Here is a 17,255-nt window from a genome sequence, read left to right as displayed (position 1 = left end):
CTTGATGTACCTATCCTTACTATATCCTCTCTCAAGGAGAATTATCTCCCCCCTCAAGGATTCTTTCTTCTTTCACTAAACTCGAGACCGTCCCGAGCCTTAATTCCTTTTCTTTGACCTGGACGATGAGGGCGTTCAGGGCGTTTGCGGTAGACGCAGTGGGATGCATGAGCACTATGGCCCCTTTATGCATTTTCCCCATCACGCGGTCGATCAAGACATCCGGACTCGGCTTTTGCCAATCGATCGTATCCACACTCCACATGATGGTCCTCATATCCATCTCATCGGCGATTTCCACCACTTCGTCCCGGTAGCTTCCACTCGGAGGGGCAAACCATTTGACCTTTTCCCCAGTGGTAACCTCGATGATATCATTCGTGCGCTTCAGTTCATCCCTCACCTTTGAGGTTTGCAGGGATTTCATATCGGGATGGGAATAGGAGTGGTTTCCTACTTCATGTCCCGCTTCGACAATCATCTTGGCAAGCTTTGGATTATTCTTCACCCAGCGCCCCTCAAGAAAGAAGGTGGCATACACCTGGTGCTTCTTGAGGGTCTCCAGAATATCAGGGATATACTCATTACCCCAGGCAACATTGATGATGAATGCAGCCATCGGTTTCTCTGGATTCCCTCTATACACAGGAGAAGGCGGGAGGTCTTCCAAATGCTTCGAAGGCTCCAACTGCTTCCACACAAGTTTATCATCATCAAAGGTTCCTGTCTTCTTCATTTGCTTATAGGAAGCCTCTATATCCAAATCGAGACCATTATAGCCGGGTGTCGCCTTCCACACCGGATCAATCACGGCGTCTTGTGGCTTGATCTCCTTGGATGCCTTTTGCTCGATTTGCTGCATAAGGTCGCTCTTATTGGAAGTTGCCGTCACCGACTGGCCTTTAAGATGCGCAACATATTGATTGGTCAAAGGGTTTTGTACAGCCGCTAAAGTCAGAATAGCAATTACAGGTAGTGCTATCAAGTATTTTCTCCCCATTTGCATTCACCGTCCTCCCTTTATAGTATGAAAGGATGGGACAAGGTAGAACGCGCAAAAAGCCGCCTTGCGGGATGTGATCCCAACAAGACGGCTTGATTGACAACATTATGCCTGGTTTTGCTCTTCTTTTTCACGCTGTTCCTTGAGGACGGCCTTCCTTGATAGGTTGACACGACCTTGATTATCAATATCCAACACCTTCACAAGGAGCTGATCACCGACAGCGACAACGTCTTCGGTTTTACGGACGCGCTCTTCAGCAAGCTCGGAAATGTGGACAAGCCCATCTTTTCCTGCAAAGATTTCGACGAATGCACCGAACTTCTCTACGCGCTTGACTTTTCCAAGATACATTTGGCCAGGCTCTACTTCCCTGACAATATCTTCGATGGTCTTTTTCGCTTTTTTGTTGCTCTCTTCATCGGTAGACGAGATGAAGATGGTCCCATCCTGCTCGATGTCGATCTTCACGCCGGTTTCATCAATGATCTTATTGATCTGTTTACCGCTTGGTCCGATGACGTCGCGGATTTTATCCGGATTGATGTGCATCGTAAGGATCTTGGGAGCATAAGCGGAAAGGGACGTCCTTGATTCTGAAATCGTCGCAAGCATGCTGTCCAGAATCTGCATGCGCCCTTTTTTCGCCTGTTGGAGTGCTTCTTCAAGAATTTCCCTTGAAAGGCCATCGATCTTGATGTCCATCTGCAGGGCCGTTACCCCTTTGGATGTACCCGCCACCTTGAAGTCCATGTCTCCAAGATGATCTTCCATGCCTTGGATATCGGTCAGGATGGAATAATGATCGCCCGATTTGATCAGACCCATCGCAATACCTGCAACCGGTGCCTTGATTGGAACACCTGCATCCATCATCGCCAGGGTGCTTGCACAGATACTCGCCTGGGATGTAGATCCGTTGGACTCAAGAACTTCGGATACAAGTCGGATCGTGTATGGGAAGTCGGATTCATCCGGGATGATCGGATCAAGGGCTCTTTCACCAAGGGCTCCGTGCCCGATTTCACGACGGCCAGGGCCACGGATCGGTCCGGTTTCTCCCACGCTGAATTGAGGGAAGTTATAGTGGTGCATGAATCGCTTGGATTCTTCGATGCCCAGTCCATCAAGGACCTGGACGTCACCAAGGGCACCCAGTGTACAGATGCTGAGGGCCTGGGTTTGTCCACGTGTGAACAAGCCGGAACCATGCGTTCTCGGAAGGAGACCCACTTCAGAGGAAAGGGGACGGATTTCATCCACTCCACGCCCATCAGGACGGACTTTATCTTCCGTGATCAAACGGCGGACTTCATTTTTCACAAGCTTGTCCAGCACCTTTTTGACCTGCTTGAGCGTATCGTCATCTGCTTCTTTTTCTTCATAAACAGAGATGACTTTATTTTTCACTTCTTTGATCGCTTCTTCGCGTGCATGTTTTTCTTGGACCTGGATGGCCGGGATCAATTCGCTCTCACATAGGGAGCGCACTTCCGTTTCGATGACTTCATCCAGTTCGAACAGTTTGATTTCAAGTTTCTCTTTACCCACTTTTGCGATGATTTCTTCCTGGAAGGCAATCAGCTTTTTGATCTCTTCATGTCCGAACATGATCGCTTCAAGCATCGTCTCTTCAGGAACTTCGTCTGCCCCTGCCTCAACCATGTTGATGGCATCCTTCGTACCAGCTACAGAAAGGTGGATTTCACTCTTCTCAAGCTGCTCCACAGTTGGATTGATAATGAACTCTCCTTCGATCAGCCCGACGACAACTCCTGCGATCGGTCCTTCGAATGGGATATCCGACACAGATAGCGCCAGGGAAGATCCGAACATAGCAGCCATTTCGGATGAGCAGTCTTGATCGACACTCATGACCATGGAAATGACTTGCACTTCATTACGGAAACCGTCGGCAAATAGTGGACGGATCGGTCTGTCGATCAGTCGGCTGGCAAGGATTGCCCGCTCACTCGGACGTCCTTCACGTTTGATGAAACCTCCAGGGATCTTACCTACGGCATAAAGTCTTTCTTCGTAGTTGACTGTCAAAGGGAAGAAATCTAACGGTTTCGGTTCCTTTGAAGCTGTTGCACTGCTCAGTACAGCGGTATCTCCATATCTTATCAGTGCAGCACCATTGGCTTGCTTGGCAAGCTGGCCGACTTCGACGGTCAATTCACGTCCGGCCCAATCAATGGAAAATGTTTGTTTAGTCTGTTCCATCTTTTGTACCCCTCTCTTTATATATCACTTAAAGGCATCAATGACGCATGCCTGTATGATTGTTACGTACATTTTTTATAAAAAGGAGCCTCGTCACCTCAGGTACGGTTCAGGCGGAAGGCTTACCTCGTTCATCCTATTATGTATTGTAGACAAAACCGTTTGCTTTCTTTCATGATGAATGGATAGGATTATGAAAACTAAAGAAAAAGCGGGAAAAATTCCCGCTTCCTTTTGTCTGATTATCGACGTAAACCAAGTTTTGTGATTAACTCACGGTAGCGTTGTACATCTTTCTTACGTAGGTAAGATAGAAGATTACGACGGTGACCTACCATTTTAAGAAGACCGCGACGAGAGTGGTGGTCCTTCTTGTGAACGCGCAAGTGCTCGTTCAGGTTGTTGATTTCTTCTGTTAGGACAGCAATTTGAACTTCTGGAGATCCAGTATCGTTCTCATGTGTTTTGTACTCACTGATTAGTTCGTTTTTACGCTCTTTAGTGATAGCCATCCTTTTCACCTCCATTCATTTCTTTCAAATCCCCTGTTACCCAGCAGTCGTTGGTGAATCGATGTGCCAAGCAAAGGTTCATTTCATACGCTTTTAAGAATACTACTATTCCAGTCAAAAATCAAGGGCAATCTTAAATTCCCTTAAAATAAGCAATGGCTGATTCCTTATCTTTCTGGATCTGGGCGATCAATTCCTCAATTCCATTGAACTTCTTCTCATCCCTGATCCACTTATGCCACTGAAGATAGATTTCTTCCCCGTAAATGGAAGAGTCGAAATCGAACACGTGGGTTTCAATCGAAAGACTGTATTCATCGGGATTTTTGAACGTAGGTTTGTACCCGATGTTGCACACTCCGTCATACCACCGGCCTTTGATCTTCATCTTGACGGCGTATACGCCCACCTTAGGTGTGAGATAGTCATCGGCCAGGTCGATATTCGCCGTGGGGAACCCGATCTTCCTTCCGCGCTTTTCCCCGTGGACGACCATCCCCCTCATCGTGTAGGGCCTTCCGAGAAGTTTATTCACTTCACCGATGGCTCCTTCATCGAGTGAATGACGGATCAGGGTCGAGCTTACCTTCGTATCGGATTCACTCAGCTTATTCACTACCGTAGAGCCGAATTGATCCCGGGAATGGAATGGAAGGCTGTCCATCGATCCTTTGCCGAGGCGGCCGTAGGAATAATCGAAGCCGGCCACTACGTGGATGGCATTCATCCCGATCAGATACAGGTCCACGAATTCCTGCGGGGTGAGATCGGCGAACTCGGAGGTGAACCGGACGACAAACAGATAGTCCACGCCCAATCCTTCGATCTGCTCAATCTTGTCTTCCATGGGAGTAATGTATTTAATGTGCTTCCGTTTATGGCCAAGGACGACGGAGGGGTGGGGATCGAACGTCATGACTGCACTAGAAGCCCCTAGCTCCCCTGCCTTTTCGACGGCCGTCGTGATGACCTGTCGATGCCCCCGGTGAACCCCATCGAAATAACCGAGAGCCACCACGAGCGGCGGAAGGTTCAGCTCATCGAACGTTGGGGGATGATGTAGTGTTATCACTTTCACAGCAGTTCACCTTTTTCATTAGTCATTGAACAGGACTTTGACAGGCTTGATGATTCCATCCTTGGACGGATGACGCTGATAGATGGCGATCGCTTTTCCTTCATGCACCATCATCACCTGTTCCTCTTGCGGCCATTCAGCCGGTTCTTCCAAGCGTGCCCCGTTCTTTACTTTCAATGCTAATGTATCATTTATCACCCATTTCGGCAAATGAGAAAGCCCGTGTTCAAGAGGGATTAACAGCTCTTCCGGTGTGCTTGTTCGCAGGGCTTCTTCTACCTGGGCAAGACTCATGCAGTCCTCTTTGACAAAGGATGCCGATCTTGTACGGGTAAGGGATGACATATGCGATGGGTAGCCCAGCCGCTGCCCGATTTCGACGGCAAGCGTCCGTACATAGGTCCCTTTTGAACACCCTACCTTGAACGTGAATGATGGATGCTCACCCTCGAGGGTATCCCATTCGCCGATGATCTCGAAATGGTGGATCGTCACTTCACGCGATGGTCTTTCCACTTCAATCCCCTGCCTGGCGTATTCGTAGAGACGCTTACCGTTCACCTTGATCGCCGAGAACATGGGTGGCGTCTGGCGGATGACCCCCGTCATGGCGCTGAGGACCCCTTCTACTTCCCTGCGGCTGATGCTCCTGTCCACCGGGATTTCTTCCACCTTTTCACCGGTCGCATCCTCCGTTGTCGTAGAGAAGCCAAGCGTCACTTCTCCCACATATTCCTTACCTGAATCCGTGATGTATTCTGCAACCTTGGTCGCCCTTCCGATACAGATGGGGAGGACACCATCGACTTCGGGATCAAGCGTCCCCGTATGCCCCACCTTTTTGGTACGCAGCAGCTTCCTTAGCTTGAACACACAATCATGCGACGTCATCCCTCGTTCCTTCCATAAAGGCAAGATGCCATTCATGTTCCTTCAACTCCTTCATAGGGAAAATGAAAGGGCTGATCCGATTTGGATCAGCCCCATGCATTACTTATCGGTATTCGTTGAATCTCCTGGTTCGTCTTGAACGCTTTTCAACAGGGATTCGATATGATTGCCGTAGTCGATCGATTCGTCGAACTCAAAAATGATCTCTGGCGTCTTCCGGAGCCGGATCCTTTGTCCCACTTCGGAACGGATGAAGCCTTTTGCTTTGGCAAGACCTTTCAAGGTATCTTCCCTTTGAGCTTCACCACCAAGGACGGTAATATACACTTTGGCCTGCTGAAGGTCCCCGGTTACTTGAACATCCGTGACCGTCACAAACCCGATGCGCGGATCTTTGATCTTACGCCCGATGATATCACCCAGCTCTTTTTTCATTTGTTCGCCAACTCGATTAGCACGATGGCTCATACTATCACCTCAAAAAACGGATTATGATGAATCACTGGTGCTACAATGATTCGATTGTTGTATGCAGTCTCTCCCACTCAGGGAAGGAATCGACAAAGGCAAGGGCCCTGTCCACTTCCTTTTGACTGGCTGCTTTCGTGGAAGCCACAGAGACGATGGCAAGGGACGTCCTCTGCCACGCATCCTGATGCCCCACTTCAGCAACGGAGACATTATACTTTTGCTTGAGCCTGGTCATGATCCTCTGCAGGACCGCTCGCTTTTCCTTGAGCGACCCTGCTCCATGGATCATGCATTCGAATTCGGCGCAGGTGATCATGAACGGGAGATTTCCTCCATGACGAAGGCTTCGATGACGTCGCCTTCTTTTACATCATTGAAGTTTTTGATGGTAATCCCACACTCATATCCACGAGCTACTTCCTTCGCATCATCTTTGAAACGCTTGAGTGCATCAAGCTCCCCTTCGAAGATGACAATTCCATCACGGATCAGACGCACGCCGCTGTCACGGGAAATCTTCCCTTCTGTTACATAGCTTCCTGCAATTGTACCCACTTTGGATACTTTGAAGGTTTGACGCACTTCTGCCTGACCGATGATTTTCTCTTCAAATTCAGGATCGAGCATCCCTTTCATGGCTGCTTCGATTTCTTCCATCACTTTGTAGATGATACGGTGAAGACGAATTTCAACACCCTCTGCTTCGGCCGTACGTTTAGCATTCACATCCGGACGGACGTTGAACCCGATGACGATGGCATTGGAAGCTGAAGCAAGTGTGATATCAGACTCATTGATGGCTCCAACACCGGTATGGATGATGCGGATATTGACACCTTCCACCTCGATTTTAAGGAGGGATGCTGCAAGGGCTTCAACAGATCCTTGAACATCTGCTTTAAGAACAAGGTTCAAATCTTTCATTTCCCCTTGTTTCATTTGTTCAAACAGGGTTTCCAGGCTGACTTTGGATTTTTCGCCGCGCTGTGCCTGAAGGGCCTGTGTTGCACGCGCCTCACCAACTGAACGGGCCGTCTTCTCGTCTTCGAATACGACGAAGCGGTCCCCTGCTTGAGGTACATCGTTCAGACCGGTGATTTCGACAGGCGCAGATGGGCCTGCATCCTTCACACGGCGTCCGAGATCGTTGACCATGGCACGAACGCGGCCATACGTGTTCCCTACTACGATAGGGTCCCCGACTTTAAGCGTTCCATTCTGTACGAGAAGTGTCGCGACGGAGCCGCGTCCTTTATCCAACTGGGCTTCGATGACCGTACCAAGGGCAAGGCGTTTAGGATTTGCTTTAAGCTCCTCCACCTCGGTCACAAGGATGATCATTTCAAGAAGGTTGTCGATCCCTTCTCCAGACAGTGCGGATAGCGGAACGAAGATCGTATCCCCACCCCACGCTTCCGGAACCAGTTCATACTCTGTAAGTTCCTGCATGACGCGGTCAGGATTAGCTGCTTCCTTATCCATTTTGTTCACGGCAATGATAATCGGAACTTCAGCGGCTTTCGCATGGTTGATCGCTTCGACCGTCTGTGGCATGACGCCATCGTCGGCAGCTACTACGATGATGGCGATATCGGTCACTTTGGCACCACGTGCACGCATCGTTGTAAAGGCTGCGTGTCCAGGGGTATCCAGGAATGTGATTTTCTTGCCTTCCACTTCCACTTGATAAGCACCGATATGCTGGGTGATCCCACCAGCTTCTCCTGCCGTCACCTTCGTATTACGGATGGAGTCAAGGAGCGTCGTTTTCCCGTGGTCAACGTGTCCCATGATGGTCACGACCGAAGGACGTTCCTGAACCTGCTCTGCATCATCCTCTGTGAAGTAGACTTCAAGATCCGTTGCATCGATCCTGATTTCCTCTTCGACTTCCACTCCGTACTCACCGGCGATCAATTCGATGGAATCTTTGTCAAGCTCCTGGTTGATCGTAGCCATGACTCCGAGCATGAAGAGTTTTTTGATGATTTCGGAAGGCTCTTTATAAAGCTTTTTCGCAAGCTCTGCTACCGTCAGGGAATCCGTGAAGGTAATTTTGGCAGGAAGCTCTTTTTTCTTCACAGGCTGTTGCTGTGGAGCAGGCTTCGTGTTGCGATTCTGTTTATTTCGGTTGTTATTATTCTTGTTATTGCGGTTGAAATTGTTCGGACCTTTTTTATTATTGTTGTTGCCGCGGTTCTGTGGTCCTTTGTTGTTTTTCTGAGCCGGAGCAGGCTTTTTGCTGTCGCCTTGGCCAGACTGGGCTGCAGGTTTCTGATCTTTGCTGCCTGCTGCAGGCTTCTTGCCTTCGTACGTTTTATCTAGTTTTTTGATTGTACCGTCTTCTAAAGTTGCCATATGATTTGATACCTCAATATTCAATTCCTTTAATTTGTCGATCACGTTTTTACTTGAAACATTATGTTTTTTCGCATATTCATATACACGGATCTTGCTCATATGTTCACCCCCACTGAGATTCATCGAGCATTTCGGAAAGCTTGCCGGCAAACCCCGCTTCCATGACGGCGACGACCACCCGCTGATCCTTCCCTATGGCCTGGCCAAGAAGGGATCGATCCGGGGCGAACCGGACCGGGACCTTATAGTAGGTACATTTATCCGTCACTTTCTTTCGGGTGTTCTCGGAAGCATCCCGGGCCAGGATCACAAGCTTCGTCCGCCCACTGCGGACTTCCCTGATCACCAGTTCTTCACCGGATACGGTCTTACGTGCCCGATTGGCCAATCCTAAAAGGGACATCCAACGATTCTGTTCCATACGCTAAATGTTACTCCTTTTCTACAAGACGTATTAATTCATCATACAATGAATCATCTATCTTCGCTTGAAGTTGATTGGCTAAAGTATTCTTCTTCTTCGCTTGCAAAATGATCTCCCGATCTTTTGAAAGATAGGCGCCGCGCCCGGACTTCTTACCAGTCGGGTCGACGGATACCTCCCCCTCTTTGGATCGGACGATACGGATCATGTCCTTCTTCGGTTTCATTTCACCGGTCGCTACGCATTTGCGGAGCGGGATCTTCTTATTGGTACTCATGTGTCCACCTCTTAATCTTGATCGTTAAAATCAATATTCAAAGGCTCATCCGCGTCGTACTCTTCTTCCTCTGGGAGGAAGGACTCCTCGCGGGGATAGAGACCAAGTTCCCTGGCATCTGTTTCACTTTTGATATCGATTTTCCAGTTTGTGAGCTTGGCGGCAAGACGTGCATTTTGACCGCGCTTCCCGATGGCGAGGGAAAGCTGATAATCCGGCACGATGACGCGTGTGGACTTCTCTTCCTCATTCACCTGTACATCAAGTACCTTGGAAGGACTCAATGCGTTCGCAACGAACGTGACAGGATCTTCGGACCATTGCACGATATCGATCTTCTCCCCTTTGAGTTCGTTGACGATGGCCTGAACCCTTGCACCCTTTGTTCCGACACAGGCACCGACCGGATCGATTTCCCCATTTTCGGCGTGAACGGAGATCTTGGAACGATCACCGGCTTCGCGTGCAACGGATTTGATTTCGACCGTACCGTCGAAGATTTCAGGAACTTCGATTTCGAAGAGGCGTTTCAAGAGACCAGGGTGAGTGCGGGAAACAAAGATCTGTGGACCCTTTGTCGTCTTCTCGACCTTGGTGATAAAGACTTTGATGCGGTCATGAGGCTTGTAAGTCTCATTCGGCATCTGTTCGCTTACTGGAAGCAACGCTTCGATTTTACCAAGAGCCACATAGATGAAGCGGTTATCCTGACGCTGGACGATGCCTGTCATGATATCTTCTTCACGATCTACGAACTCAGAGTAAATGATGCCGCGCTCTGCCTCGCGTACGCGCTGTGTGACAACCTGTTTGGCCGTCTGGGCTGCGATCCGTCCGAAATCCTTCGGAGTGACCTCAAGCTCCACCACATCCCCTACTTCATAGCTTGGATTGATGTCTGTTGCATCCGGCACGGAGATCTCAAGACGGGAATCGAATACTTCATCCACAACTTCCTTGCGGGCGAAGACCCTCATGGTACCTGTGTCCAGGTTCAAGTCCACCCTTACGTTCTGTGCCTGATTGAAGTTCCGTTTGTAGGCCGATACAAGAGCGGCTTCGATCGCTTCGATGATCACATCTCTCGCAATGCCTTTTTCTTTCTCTAATACAGTTAGAGCATCTAATAGCTGCGTGCTCATGACGGTTTTATCCCCCTTTATTTTGCGGTTGTTCAGTTAGGAAAAGGTTACGGCAAGCCTTGCAGCCGCCACTTTATCCATCGGTATTTCAACCTTCTTCTTACGCGTTTTGATCGTCAGTTCAAGTTCTAGCTTCTCGGGCGTATATGATAACAGCAAACCTTCGAATGCTTTTTCTCCATCCATCGGTTCATATAGTTTCACGTATACATTCTTTCCGATGGACTTTTCAAAGTCCTTCTCTTTTTTGAGAGGGCGCTCTGCTCCCGGTGAGGAGACCTCCAGGAAATAATTGTGCTGGATCGGATCGAGCTCATCCAGCTTCTCGCTGAGGCGTTCGCTGACGATTCCGCATTCCTCGATATCAACACCGCTGTCCTTATCGATAAAAATGCGGAGGAACCAGTTTGATCCCTCTTTCACGTATTCCATATCGATCAGTTCCAGAGAAAGATCATCCAATATGGGTGTGACAAGTTCTTCTACAAGTGTTGTAATTTTACTCATACTTACCTCCTGGTCTATATGAAAAATCTTGCACCAAGACTATAAAAGATAGAAAAAATCTCCAAGTAATAACGAAAGAGTGGGGTGCGACCCCACTCTTCGACGTTAGAGCTATCCTTAGTATTTCCAATAAAAATATACCATAACCGATATTTTTATGCAAATAAAATTCCGTTTCATCCTGGTCAGAACAAGGACAGCTGGTTTTTCTCAGGCAAGGACTCCAGGCATCCGTGATTATCCAGATATTCGATGATGGTCTTGGATACCCGGCCCCTTTGCTGCAGATCCTCTTTGGAGAGGAATTCTCCATTTTCCCTCGCCTTCACGATATTGAGGGCGGCATTTGTCCCCAGCCCCGGTATCGCATTGAATGGCGGGATGAGGGTGTCGCCGTCGATGACGAATTCGGCTGCCTCCGAGCGGTATAGATCCACCTTCTGGAATTGGTAGCCCCTTTCACACATCTCAAGGGCGAGTTCAAGGACGGTGAGGGTGTTCTTCTCTTTCGGTGAGGCATCCAGTCCTTTGGCATTGATCTCTTCGATCTTAGCCCGTACTGCCTGCGAGCCCCTCACCATGGCTTCGATGTCGAAGTCCTCTGCACGAACGGTGAAGTAGGCGGCATAGTACAGAAGGGCATGGTGGACTTTGAAGTACGCAATCCTTACTGCCATCAGAACGTATGCGGCAGCATGGGCTTTCGGGAACATGTACTTGATCTTCAGGCAGGAGTCGATATACCAGTCAGGGACACCGTTATTCTTCATTTCATCCACCCATTCATCCTGGAGCCCTTTTCCTTTACGGACGAACTCCATGATCTTGAATGCCAATGAAGGATCGAGACCCTGATAGATGAGGTAGACCATGATATCATCCCGGCAACCGATAACCTCACTCAGATTGCATATTTTATTATGGATCAATTCCTGTGCATTCCCCAGCCATACATCGGTCCCGTGGGAAAGACCGGAGATCTGGACAAGTTCAGAGAATGTTGTCGGCTTCGTATCTTCAAGCATCTGCCGGACAAATCTTGTACCGAACTCGGGAATCCCCAAAGTACCCGTTTTACACATGATCTGCTCCTCGGTCACCCCGAGGGACTCCGTGCCGCTGAATATCTTCATTACTTCAGGATCATCCGTCGGGATCGTCTTGGGATCAATGCCCGATAGGTCCTGAAGCATCCTGATCACCGTTGGATCATCGTGCCCTAGGATATCGAGCTTAAGGAGATTATCATGGATGGAATGGAAATCGAAGTGAGTGGTACGCCACTCCGAATCACTCGCATCCGCCGGGAACTGAATCGGCGAGAAATCATAGATGTCCATATAATCCGGGACAACGATGATCCCCCCAGGATGCTGCCCGGTAGTCCGCTTCACGCCTGTACACCCGCTGACGAGGCGATCGACCTCTGCCCCGCGGATCTGCAGATTGTTGTCACCGGCATACCCTTTGACATATCCATAGGCTGTTTTCTCGGCTACTGTACCAATCGTCCCCGCACGATATACGTTGTCTTCTCCGAAAAGCACCTTCGTGTAATCATGGGCTTTAGGCTGGTATTCTCCCGAGAAGTTCAAATCGATATCGGGAACCTTGTCCCCCTTGAATCCGAGGAATGTCTCGAATGGGATATCGTGGCCATCTTTTTTGAATGGCATCGCACAATCCGAACAATCCTTATTCGGCAGATCGAAGCCCGAACCAACGGACCCGTCATCGAAGAACTCCGATTTTTTGCAGGACGGACACACATAATGCGGCGGCAGTGGATTCACTTCTGTGATCTCTGTCATCGTGGCGACGAATGATGAGCCGACGGATCCACGGGATCCAACAAGATATCCATCCTCCAGTGACTTCTTAACGAGTTTGGCAGAAATGAGATAGATGACGGCGAACCCATGGCCGATGATGCTTTTCAACTCTTTTTCAAGGCGAGCTTCGACGATTTCAGGAAGGTCTTCCCCATAAATGCTCTTGGCCATCTCATAGCTCATGCGACGCATCTCCTCATCTGCCCCTTCGATCTTAGGGGTGAAAAGGTCATCTTTGATCGGTTTGATCGAGTCGATCATGTCGGCGATCTTGTTGGAGTTCTCGACCACGATCTCCTCGGCCTTCTCTTTTCCTAGGAAGGAGAAGGCATCCAGCATTTCATTCGTGGTGCGGAAATGCACATCGGGGAGCTCATGGCGATTGAGGGGATTCGCCCCTCCTTGGGAGCTCACAAGGATTTTTCGATAAATCTTGTCGGTTTCATTCAGATAATGCACGTTACCTGTCGCCACAACGGGCTTATTGATCCGTTCTCCGAGATCGACGATATTCTTGATGATATCCTCCAGGTTTTTCGTGCTCTGCACGAGATCCAGTTCGATCAGGTGCTGATAGACTTCTTTCGGGTGAACCTCGAGGTAATCGTAGAATTCAGCTGTTTCAAGCACTTCTTCGATTCCTTTTTGCATCATTCCTTCGAACACTTCCCCTTTATCGCAGCCCGATCCGACCAGGATGCCGGCACGGTGTTTCTGGAGCTGTGACCGCGGGATGCGCGGTACCCGGAAGAAATAATGCATATGGGAGATCGATACAAGCTTGAACAGGTTCTTAAGCCCTTCTTCCGTTTGGGCAATCAGGGTACAGTGGTATGGCCTTGAACGTTTATAGGCGTCCCCTTTCCCCATGTAATCATTGAATTGGTTGTGATTCATGATTCCCTTCTCAGATGCATCCTTCAGCATTTTGAGAAGGAGGTACCCAGTGGCTTCCGCATCATAGATCGCCCTGTGATGCTGGGTGAGTTCGACATCGAACTTCTTCGCAAGGGTATTCAAGCGGTGATTTTTGAATTGAGGGTAAAGAAGCCGTGCAAGCTCCAGCGTATCGATCACTGGATTGGCCGCTTTGGGAAGACCCGCTTTCTTGTATCCTGCATTCAAGAACCCCATATCGAATGATGCATTATGGGCAACAAGGATATCATCCTCCACCCAGGTATGGAATTCCTTCAGCACATCATTGATCTCAGGTGCATCCCTCACCATATCGTCGGTGATACCCGTCAGGTCGATCGTTGTTGTGGAAAGGGGGTGATGGGGATTTGCAAAGCGCTCAAACTTATCAATCACTTCCCCGTCTCTGATCTTTACGGCTGCGAGTTCGATAATGGTATCGTATACGGCGGAAAGACCCGTGGTTTCCACATCGAATACAATATAGGTGCTGTCTTCCAGCATACGGTCCCTGTCATTATAGGCGATGGGCACCCCGTCATCGACTAGATTCGCTTCGATGCCATACAGGACCTTGATATCATTCTTCTTGCTCGCACTGAACGCTTCCGGGAAAGATTGTGCTACGGCATGATCGGTGATGGCAACCGCTTTATGCCCCCATTTCTTTGCTTGTGACACAAGGGAACTGACGGATGATACAGCATCCATCTGACTCATCGGGGTATGCATGTGGAGCTCCACCCTCTTCTTGTCTTCAGGTGCCGTATCGAGTCTCAGTACCGGCTTGATTTCATTTACATCATTGGCGATCATGACGAGGTCGCGGACGAATGTATCATTTTGGATGCTTCCCCTGCAGCGGACCCACATCCCCTTCTTCATCGTATTCATGATGGCTGCATCATCTTTGTCACGGGAGAACATCTTCACGAGGATCGAGCTAGAGTAATCCGTCACCTTGAATGTGAGGAGCGTACGGCCACTTCTCAGCTCACGCGTTTCACAGTCGAATACATAGCCTTCGACGGCAATGCGCCTCTCCTCATCGAGGATGTCTTCGATTTTCCTGAACTCTGCGTCGTCCTTGATCGACAACCCGAGCATGAAGGGTCCGCTTGGAATCCCTGCGGCCTCTTCTTTCTCAGCCTTCTCCATTTCGATGAGTGCCTGTTTGGCCCGTTCTTGGTCTTCCTTGAGCTTTTCTTCAAGGAATTTCTCGTAATCACTATTTTGAGCCTCAGCCTGTCCTACCTCGGCATCCAGCATGAGGCGGGGAAATCCGAACTGTTCGAATGCAGAACAGATGATGTCGCTATATTTTTTCTTCAGCTGTGTCGCCTCTGTATCATTGGAAGCCTGCACGACGATTTTATTGCCCTGTATCTTCGGCTTCTGCGTATTGAGGATCTTCAGCAGAGGCGGTGATATGCCCTGTACTTCTTTGATGCATTCTGTCCAATAATCCAGGATGTGCTGTTCGGTCGCTTCCGTGTTGAGGACCTTTACCGAAAATCCCACCTGGGCGATATGCTTGAACGAAGACCTCAGAGCATTTGAAAATTGGTTCATCACCTTGCATGGGATGATCTGATCCATCGCGAAATGAAAATGCCATTTTTTCTCTTTTCTATAAACGGACAATTTTTCAATTTCAGCATTGTTGAAGTACTGAACCACATCATCACCTGTCATCCCAAGCTGGGATAGTAGCACTTGAAATCGTTCTTTTTTGCTCAGGGATCTCTCTTCCATTTCTCTCACTCCCCCTTTAATGCGTTTCTATATCCTCAGAGGAAAAGGGCCGACGGCAGAGGTACAACCACTGGAGTCAAGCCCTTCATCCCTTTAATTCGTTTCAGAAAGTTCTTGAAGTGTTTTCACTAATTCATCTTTATGAACTTCAAGCATATCACCTGTTTTCCTGACTTTCAATTCAATGATTCCTTCAGCAGCCTTCTTGCCGACCGTGATGCGGTACGGAAGGCCGATCAGATCAGAATCGGCGAATTTCACGCCTGGGCGCTCTGCTCGGTCATCCATGAGGACATCAAATCTTGCTTGCTTAAGCGCACCGTATAATTCTTCAGCCAGCTGTCTCTGGGCATCATCTTTCATATTGACCGGAATCACATGGGCGTCATACGGCGCGAGATTCGTTGGCCATACTAGGCCTCTGTCATCATTGAACTGTTCAGCAACCGCTGCAACCGTCCTTGAAACCCCGATGCCATAGCAACCCATGATAATGGACTGTGAACGGCCGTTTTCATCGAGATAGGTGCTGCCCATGCTGTCAGAATACTTGGTTCCAAGCTTGAAGACATGCCCGACTTCGATCCCCCTTGCGAATTGGATCGTTCCCTTGCCGTCTGGTGACGGGTCTCCTTCTTGAATGAAGCGCAGGTCTGCGAAGGTGATGGCCTCCACATCTCTTTCCACATTCACATTGATGAAATGGAATCCTGTTTCATTGGCACCCGCTGCACCATTGCGAACGTATTTAACAGCCTGATCGGCCATGATTTTCACTTCAGCAGGGATGGAGAAAGGACCGACGGAACCTACTTCGCTACCGAGTACGCTCACCGTTTCTTCAGCGGTGGCAAGCTCGACTTGATCAGCACCGAGAAGGTTCTTCAGTTTGATGTCGTTTATTTCATGGTCACCGCGCACAAGGACGAGCACATACTCTTCATCCGCCTTGAACAGAAGGCTTTTGATGCACTCTTTCGGTTGCTTATCAAACACCGTGCAAACATCTTCGATGGTCTTCGTATCAGGCGTTGAAACCTTTTCAAGATCCAGCATGTCTTCATGTGAAAGCTCATACGTATCAGCGACTTCCGCCATTTCAATATTGGCAGCGAAATCGGATGTATCGGAATAAGCGATCGTGTCTTCCCCGATTTCTGAAAGGACCATGAATTCATGGGTATCCTTCCCACCCATGGCCCCTGAATCTGCGATAACGGCCCTGAAGTCCAATCCACAACGTGTGAAGATATTCGAATAGGCCTGGTAGAGTCGGTCATAGGTTTCATCGAGACTCTCCTGTGAAGAGTGGAAGGAGTAGGCATCTTTCATGATGAATTCCCTTCCGCGCAGAAGGCCGAATCGTGGACGCTTCTCATCACGGTATTTCGTTTGGATCTGGTAGAGTGTCAAAGGCAATCGTTTATACGATTTTATTTCATCCCTGATCAGGCTCGTGATCATTTCTTCATGGGTTGCTCCCAGTGCGAACTCGCGGTCATGCCGGTCATTCATCCTCATCAGTTCAGGCCCATATGTCCCCCAGCGTCCAGATTCCTTCCAAAGTTCAGAAGGCTGCAAGGCCGGCATCAGTAATTCTGCTGCACCCGCTGCTTCAAGCTCCTCGCGGATGATGGCTTCTACCTTCTTCAGTACTTTCGTTCCGAGTGGCAGGTAGCTATAGATTCCGCTCGCATTTTGCCTCATATATCCCGCTCGCAGGAGAAGCTGATGACTTTTGACTTCTGCATCGGCCGGAACTTCCCTCAAGGTCGGGATCAATGTTTGTGATTGTTTCATTCTGAGCACCTCAGTTACCATAATATTTTTATTGTTCATTCATATGTACTCGATTTTC

Annotated in this window: 14 protein-coding genes; all 14 read right to left on the bottom strand. The window is 49.0% G+C overall.

Annotated elements, in window-relative coordinates; translation table 11 throughout:
• Positions 1-31: 31 nt before the first annotated feature.
• Positions 32-1,000: a polysaccharide deacetylase family protein gene (locus tag D5E69_RS10375; RefSeq protein WP_159130342.1), complete on the bottom strand. Its 969-nt coding sequence runs from the start codon at positions 998-1,000 to the stop codon at positions 32-34.
• A gap of 108 nt (positions 1,001-1,108) precedes the next feature.
• Positions 1,109-3,229, bottom strand: coding sequence for a polyribonucleotide nucleotidyltransferase (gene pnp / locus D5E69_RS10370; RefSeq protein ID WP_048013096.1), 2,121 nt, complete (start codon positions 3,227-3,229; stop codon positions 1,109-1,111).
• 242 nt (positions 3,230-3,471) lie between these two features.
• Positions 3,472-3,741, bottom strand: a complete 270-nt coding sequence (gene rpsO, locus D5E69_RS10365; protein WP_048004009.1) for a 30S ribosomal protein S15 — start codon at positions 3,739-3,741, stop codon at positions 3,472-3,474.
• A gap of 133 nt (positions 3,742-3,874) precedes the next feature.
• On the bottom strand, positions 3,875-4,819 hold the full coding sequence (gene ribF, locus D5E69_RS10360) for a bifunctional riboflavin kinase/FAD synthetase (protein WP_159129621.1): 945 nt from the start codon (positions 4,817-4,819) through the stop codon (positions 3,875-3,877).
• Between the two features lie 18 nt (positions 4,820-4,837).
• Entirely contained in the window at positions 4,838-5,746 is a 909-nt protein-coding gene (gene truB, locus D5E69_RS10355; RefSeq protein ID WP_048004011.1) for a tRNA pseudouridine(55) synthase TruB, read from the bottom strand.
• A 63-nt stretch (positions 5,747-5,809) separates the two neighbouring features.
• Positions 5,810-6,178 carry a 30S ribosome-binding factor RbfA gene (gene rbfA / locus D5E69_RS10350; RefSeq protein WP_048004012.1) on the bottom strand — a complete coding sequence of 123 codons (369 nt, stop codon included), beginning with the start codon at positions 6,176-6,178 and terminating at the stop codon, positions 5,810-5,812.
• A gap of 40 nt (positions 6,179-6,218) precedes the next feature.
• On the bottom strand, positions 6,219-6,497 hold the full coding sequence (locus D5E69_RS10345; RefSeq protein WP_048004013.1) for a DUF503 domain-containing protein: 279 nt from the start codon (positions 6,495-6,497) through the stop codon (positions 6,219-6,221).
• Positions 6,494-8,641, bottom strand: coding sequence for a translation initiation factor IF-2 (infB, locus tag D5E69_RS10340; RefSeq protein WP_048013093.1), 2,148 nt, complete (start codon positions 8,639-8,641; stop codon positions 6,494-6,496). The genes D5E69_RS10345 and infB overlap by 4 nt, the downstream gene beginning before the upstream one ends.
• 4 nt (positions 8,642-8,645) lie before the next feature.
• A complete protein-coding gene (locus D5E69_RS10335; protein ID WP_048004015.1) occupies positions 8,646-8,963 on the bottom strand; it encodes a YlxQ family RNA-binding protein in 318 nt (105 codons plus the stop codon).
• A gap of 10 nt (positions 8,964-8,973) precedes the next feature.
• On the bottom strand, positions 8,974-9,243 hold the full coding sequence (rnpM, locus tag D5E69_RS10330; protein WP_048004016.1) for an RNase P modulator RnpM: 270 nt from the start codon (positions 9,241-9,243) through the stop codon (positions 8,974-8,976).
• 11 nt (positions 9,244-9,254) lie between these two features.
• Positions 9,255-10,385 carry a transcription termination factor NusA gene (gene nusA / locus D5E69_RS10325; RefSeq protein WP_048004017.1) on the bottom strand — a complete coding sequence of 377 codons (1,131 nt, stop codon included), beginning with the start codon at positions 10,383-10,385 and terminating at the stop codon, positions 9,255-9,257.
• Between the two features lie 36 nt (positions 10,386-10,421).
• On the bottom strand, positions 10,422-10,892 hold the full coding sequence (gene rimP, locus D5E69_RS10320) for a ribosome maturation factor RimP (protein ID WP_048004018.1): 471 nt from the start codon (positions 10,890-10,892) through the stop codon (positions 10,422-10,424).
• Positions 10,893-11,077: 185 nt separating this feature from the next.
• Positions 11,078-15,397 (bottom strand): PolC-type DNA polymerase III, encoded by a 4,320-nt coding sequence (locus D5E69_RS10315; protein ID WP_159129620.1) that lies wholly within the window; start codon positions 15,395-15,397, stop codon positions 11,078-11,080.
• Between the two features lie 93 nt (positions 15,398-15,490).
• Positions 15,491-17,197 carry a proline--tRNA ligase gene (locus D5E69_RS10310; RefSeq protein ID WP_159130341.1) on the bottom strand — a complete coding sequence of 569 codons (1,707 nt, stop codon included), beginning with the start codon at positions 17,195-17,197 and terminating at the stop codon, positions 15,491-15,493.
• Positions 17,198-17,255 lie beyond the last annotated feature (58 nt).

It is taken from the genome of Rossellomorea marisflavi, assembly GCF_009806575.1.
Lineage (GTDB): Bacteria > Bacillota > Bacilli > Bacillales > Bacillaceae_B > Rossellomorea > Rossellomorea marisflavi_A.
The sequence above is the reverse complement of the archived record's forward strand: the minus strand, read 5'-3'. Positions and strand labels throughout refer to the sequence as shown.

What these genes read in the sequence shown, in the direction of transcription:
- D5E69_RS10375 (WP_159130342.1), bottom strand. Translation starts at nt 1,000, where the DNA reads ATGGGGAGAAAATACTTGATAGCACTACCTGTAATTGCTATTCTGACT.
- pnp (WP_048013096.1), bottom strand. Translation starts at nt 3,229, where the DNA reads ATGGAACAGACTAAACAAACATTTTCCATTGATTGGGCCGGACGTGAA.
- rpsO (WP_048004009.1), bottom strand. Translation starts at nt 3,741, where the DNA reads ATGGCTATCACTAAAGAGCGTAAAAACGAACTAATCAGTGAGTACAAA.
- truB (WP_048004011.1), bottom strand. Translation starts at nt 5,746, where the DNA reads ATGAATGGCATCTTGCCTTTATGGAAGGAACGAGGGATGACGTCGCAT.
- rbfA (WP_048004012.1), bottom strand. Translation starts at nt 6,178, where the DNA reads ATGAGCCATCGTGCTAATCGAGTTGGCGAACAAATGAAAAAAGAGCTG.
- D5E69_RS10345 (WP_048004013.1), bottom strand. Translation starts at nt 6,497, where the DNA reads ATGATCACCTGCGCCGAATTCGAATGCATGATCCATGGAGCAGGGTCG.
- infB (WP_048013093.1), bottom strand. Translation starts at nt 8,641, where the DNA reads ATGAGCAAGATCCGTGTATATGAATATGCGAAAAAACATAATGTTTCA.
- D5E69_RS10335 (WP_048004015.1), bottom strand. Translation starts at nt 8,963, where the DNA reads ATGGAACAGAATCGTTGGATGTCCCTTTTAGGATTGGCCAATCGGGCA.
- rnpM (WP_048004016.1), bottom strand. Translation starts at nt 9,243, where the DNA reads ATGAGTACCAATAAGAAGATCCCGCTCCGCAAATGCGTAGCGACCGGT.
- nusA (WP_048004017.1), bottom strand. Translation starts at nt 10,385, where the DNA reads ATGAGCACGCAGCTATTAGATGCTCTAACTGTATTAGAGAAAGAAAAA.
- rimP (WP_048004018.1), bottom strand. Translation starts at nt 10,892, where the DNA reads ATGAGTAAAATTACAACACTTGTAGAAGAACTTGTCACACCCATATTG.
- D5E69_RS10315 (WP_159129620.1), bottom strand. Translation starts at nt 15,397, where the DNA reads ATGGAAGAGAGATCCCTGAGCAAAAAAGAACGATTTCAAGTGCTACTA.
- D5E69_RS10310 (WP_159130341.1), bottom strand. Translation starts at nt 17,197, where the DNA reads ATGAAACAATCACAAACATTGATCCCGACCTTGAGGGAAGTTCCGGCC.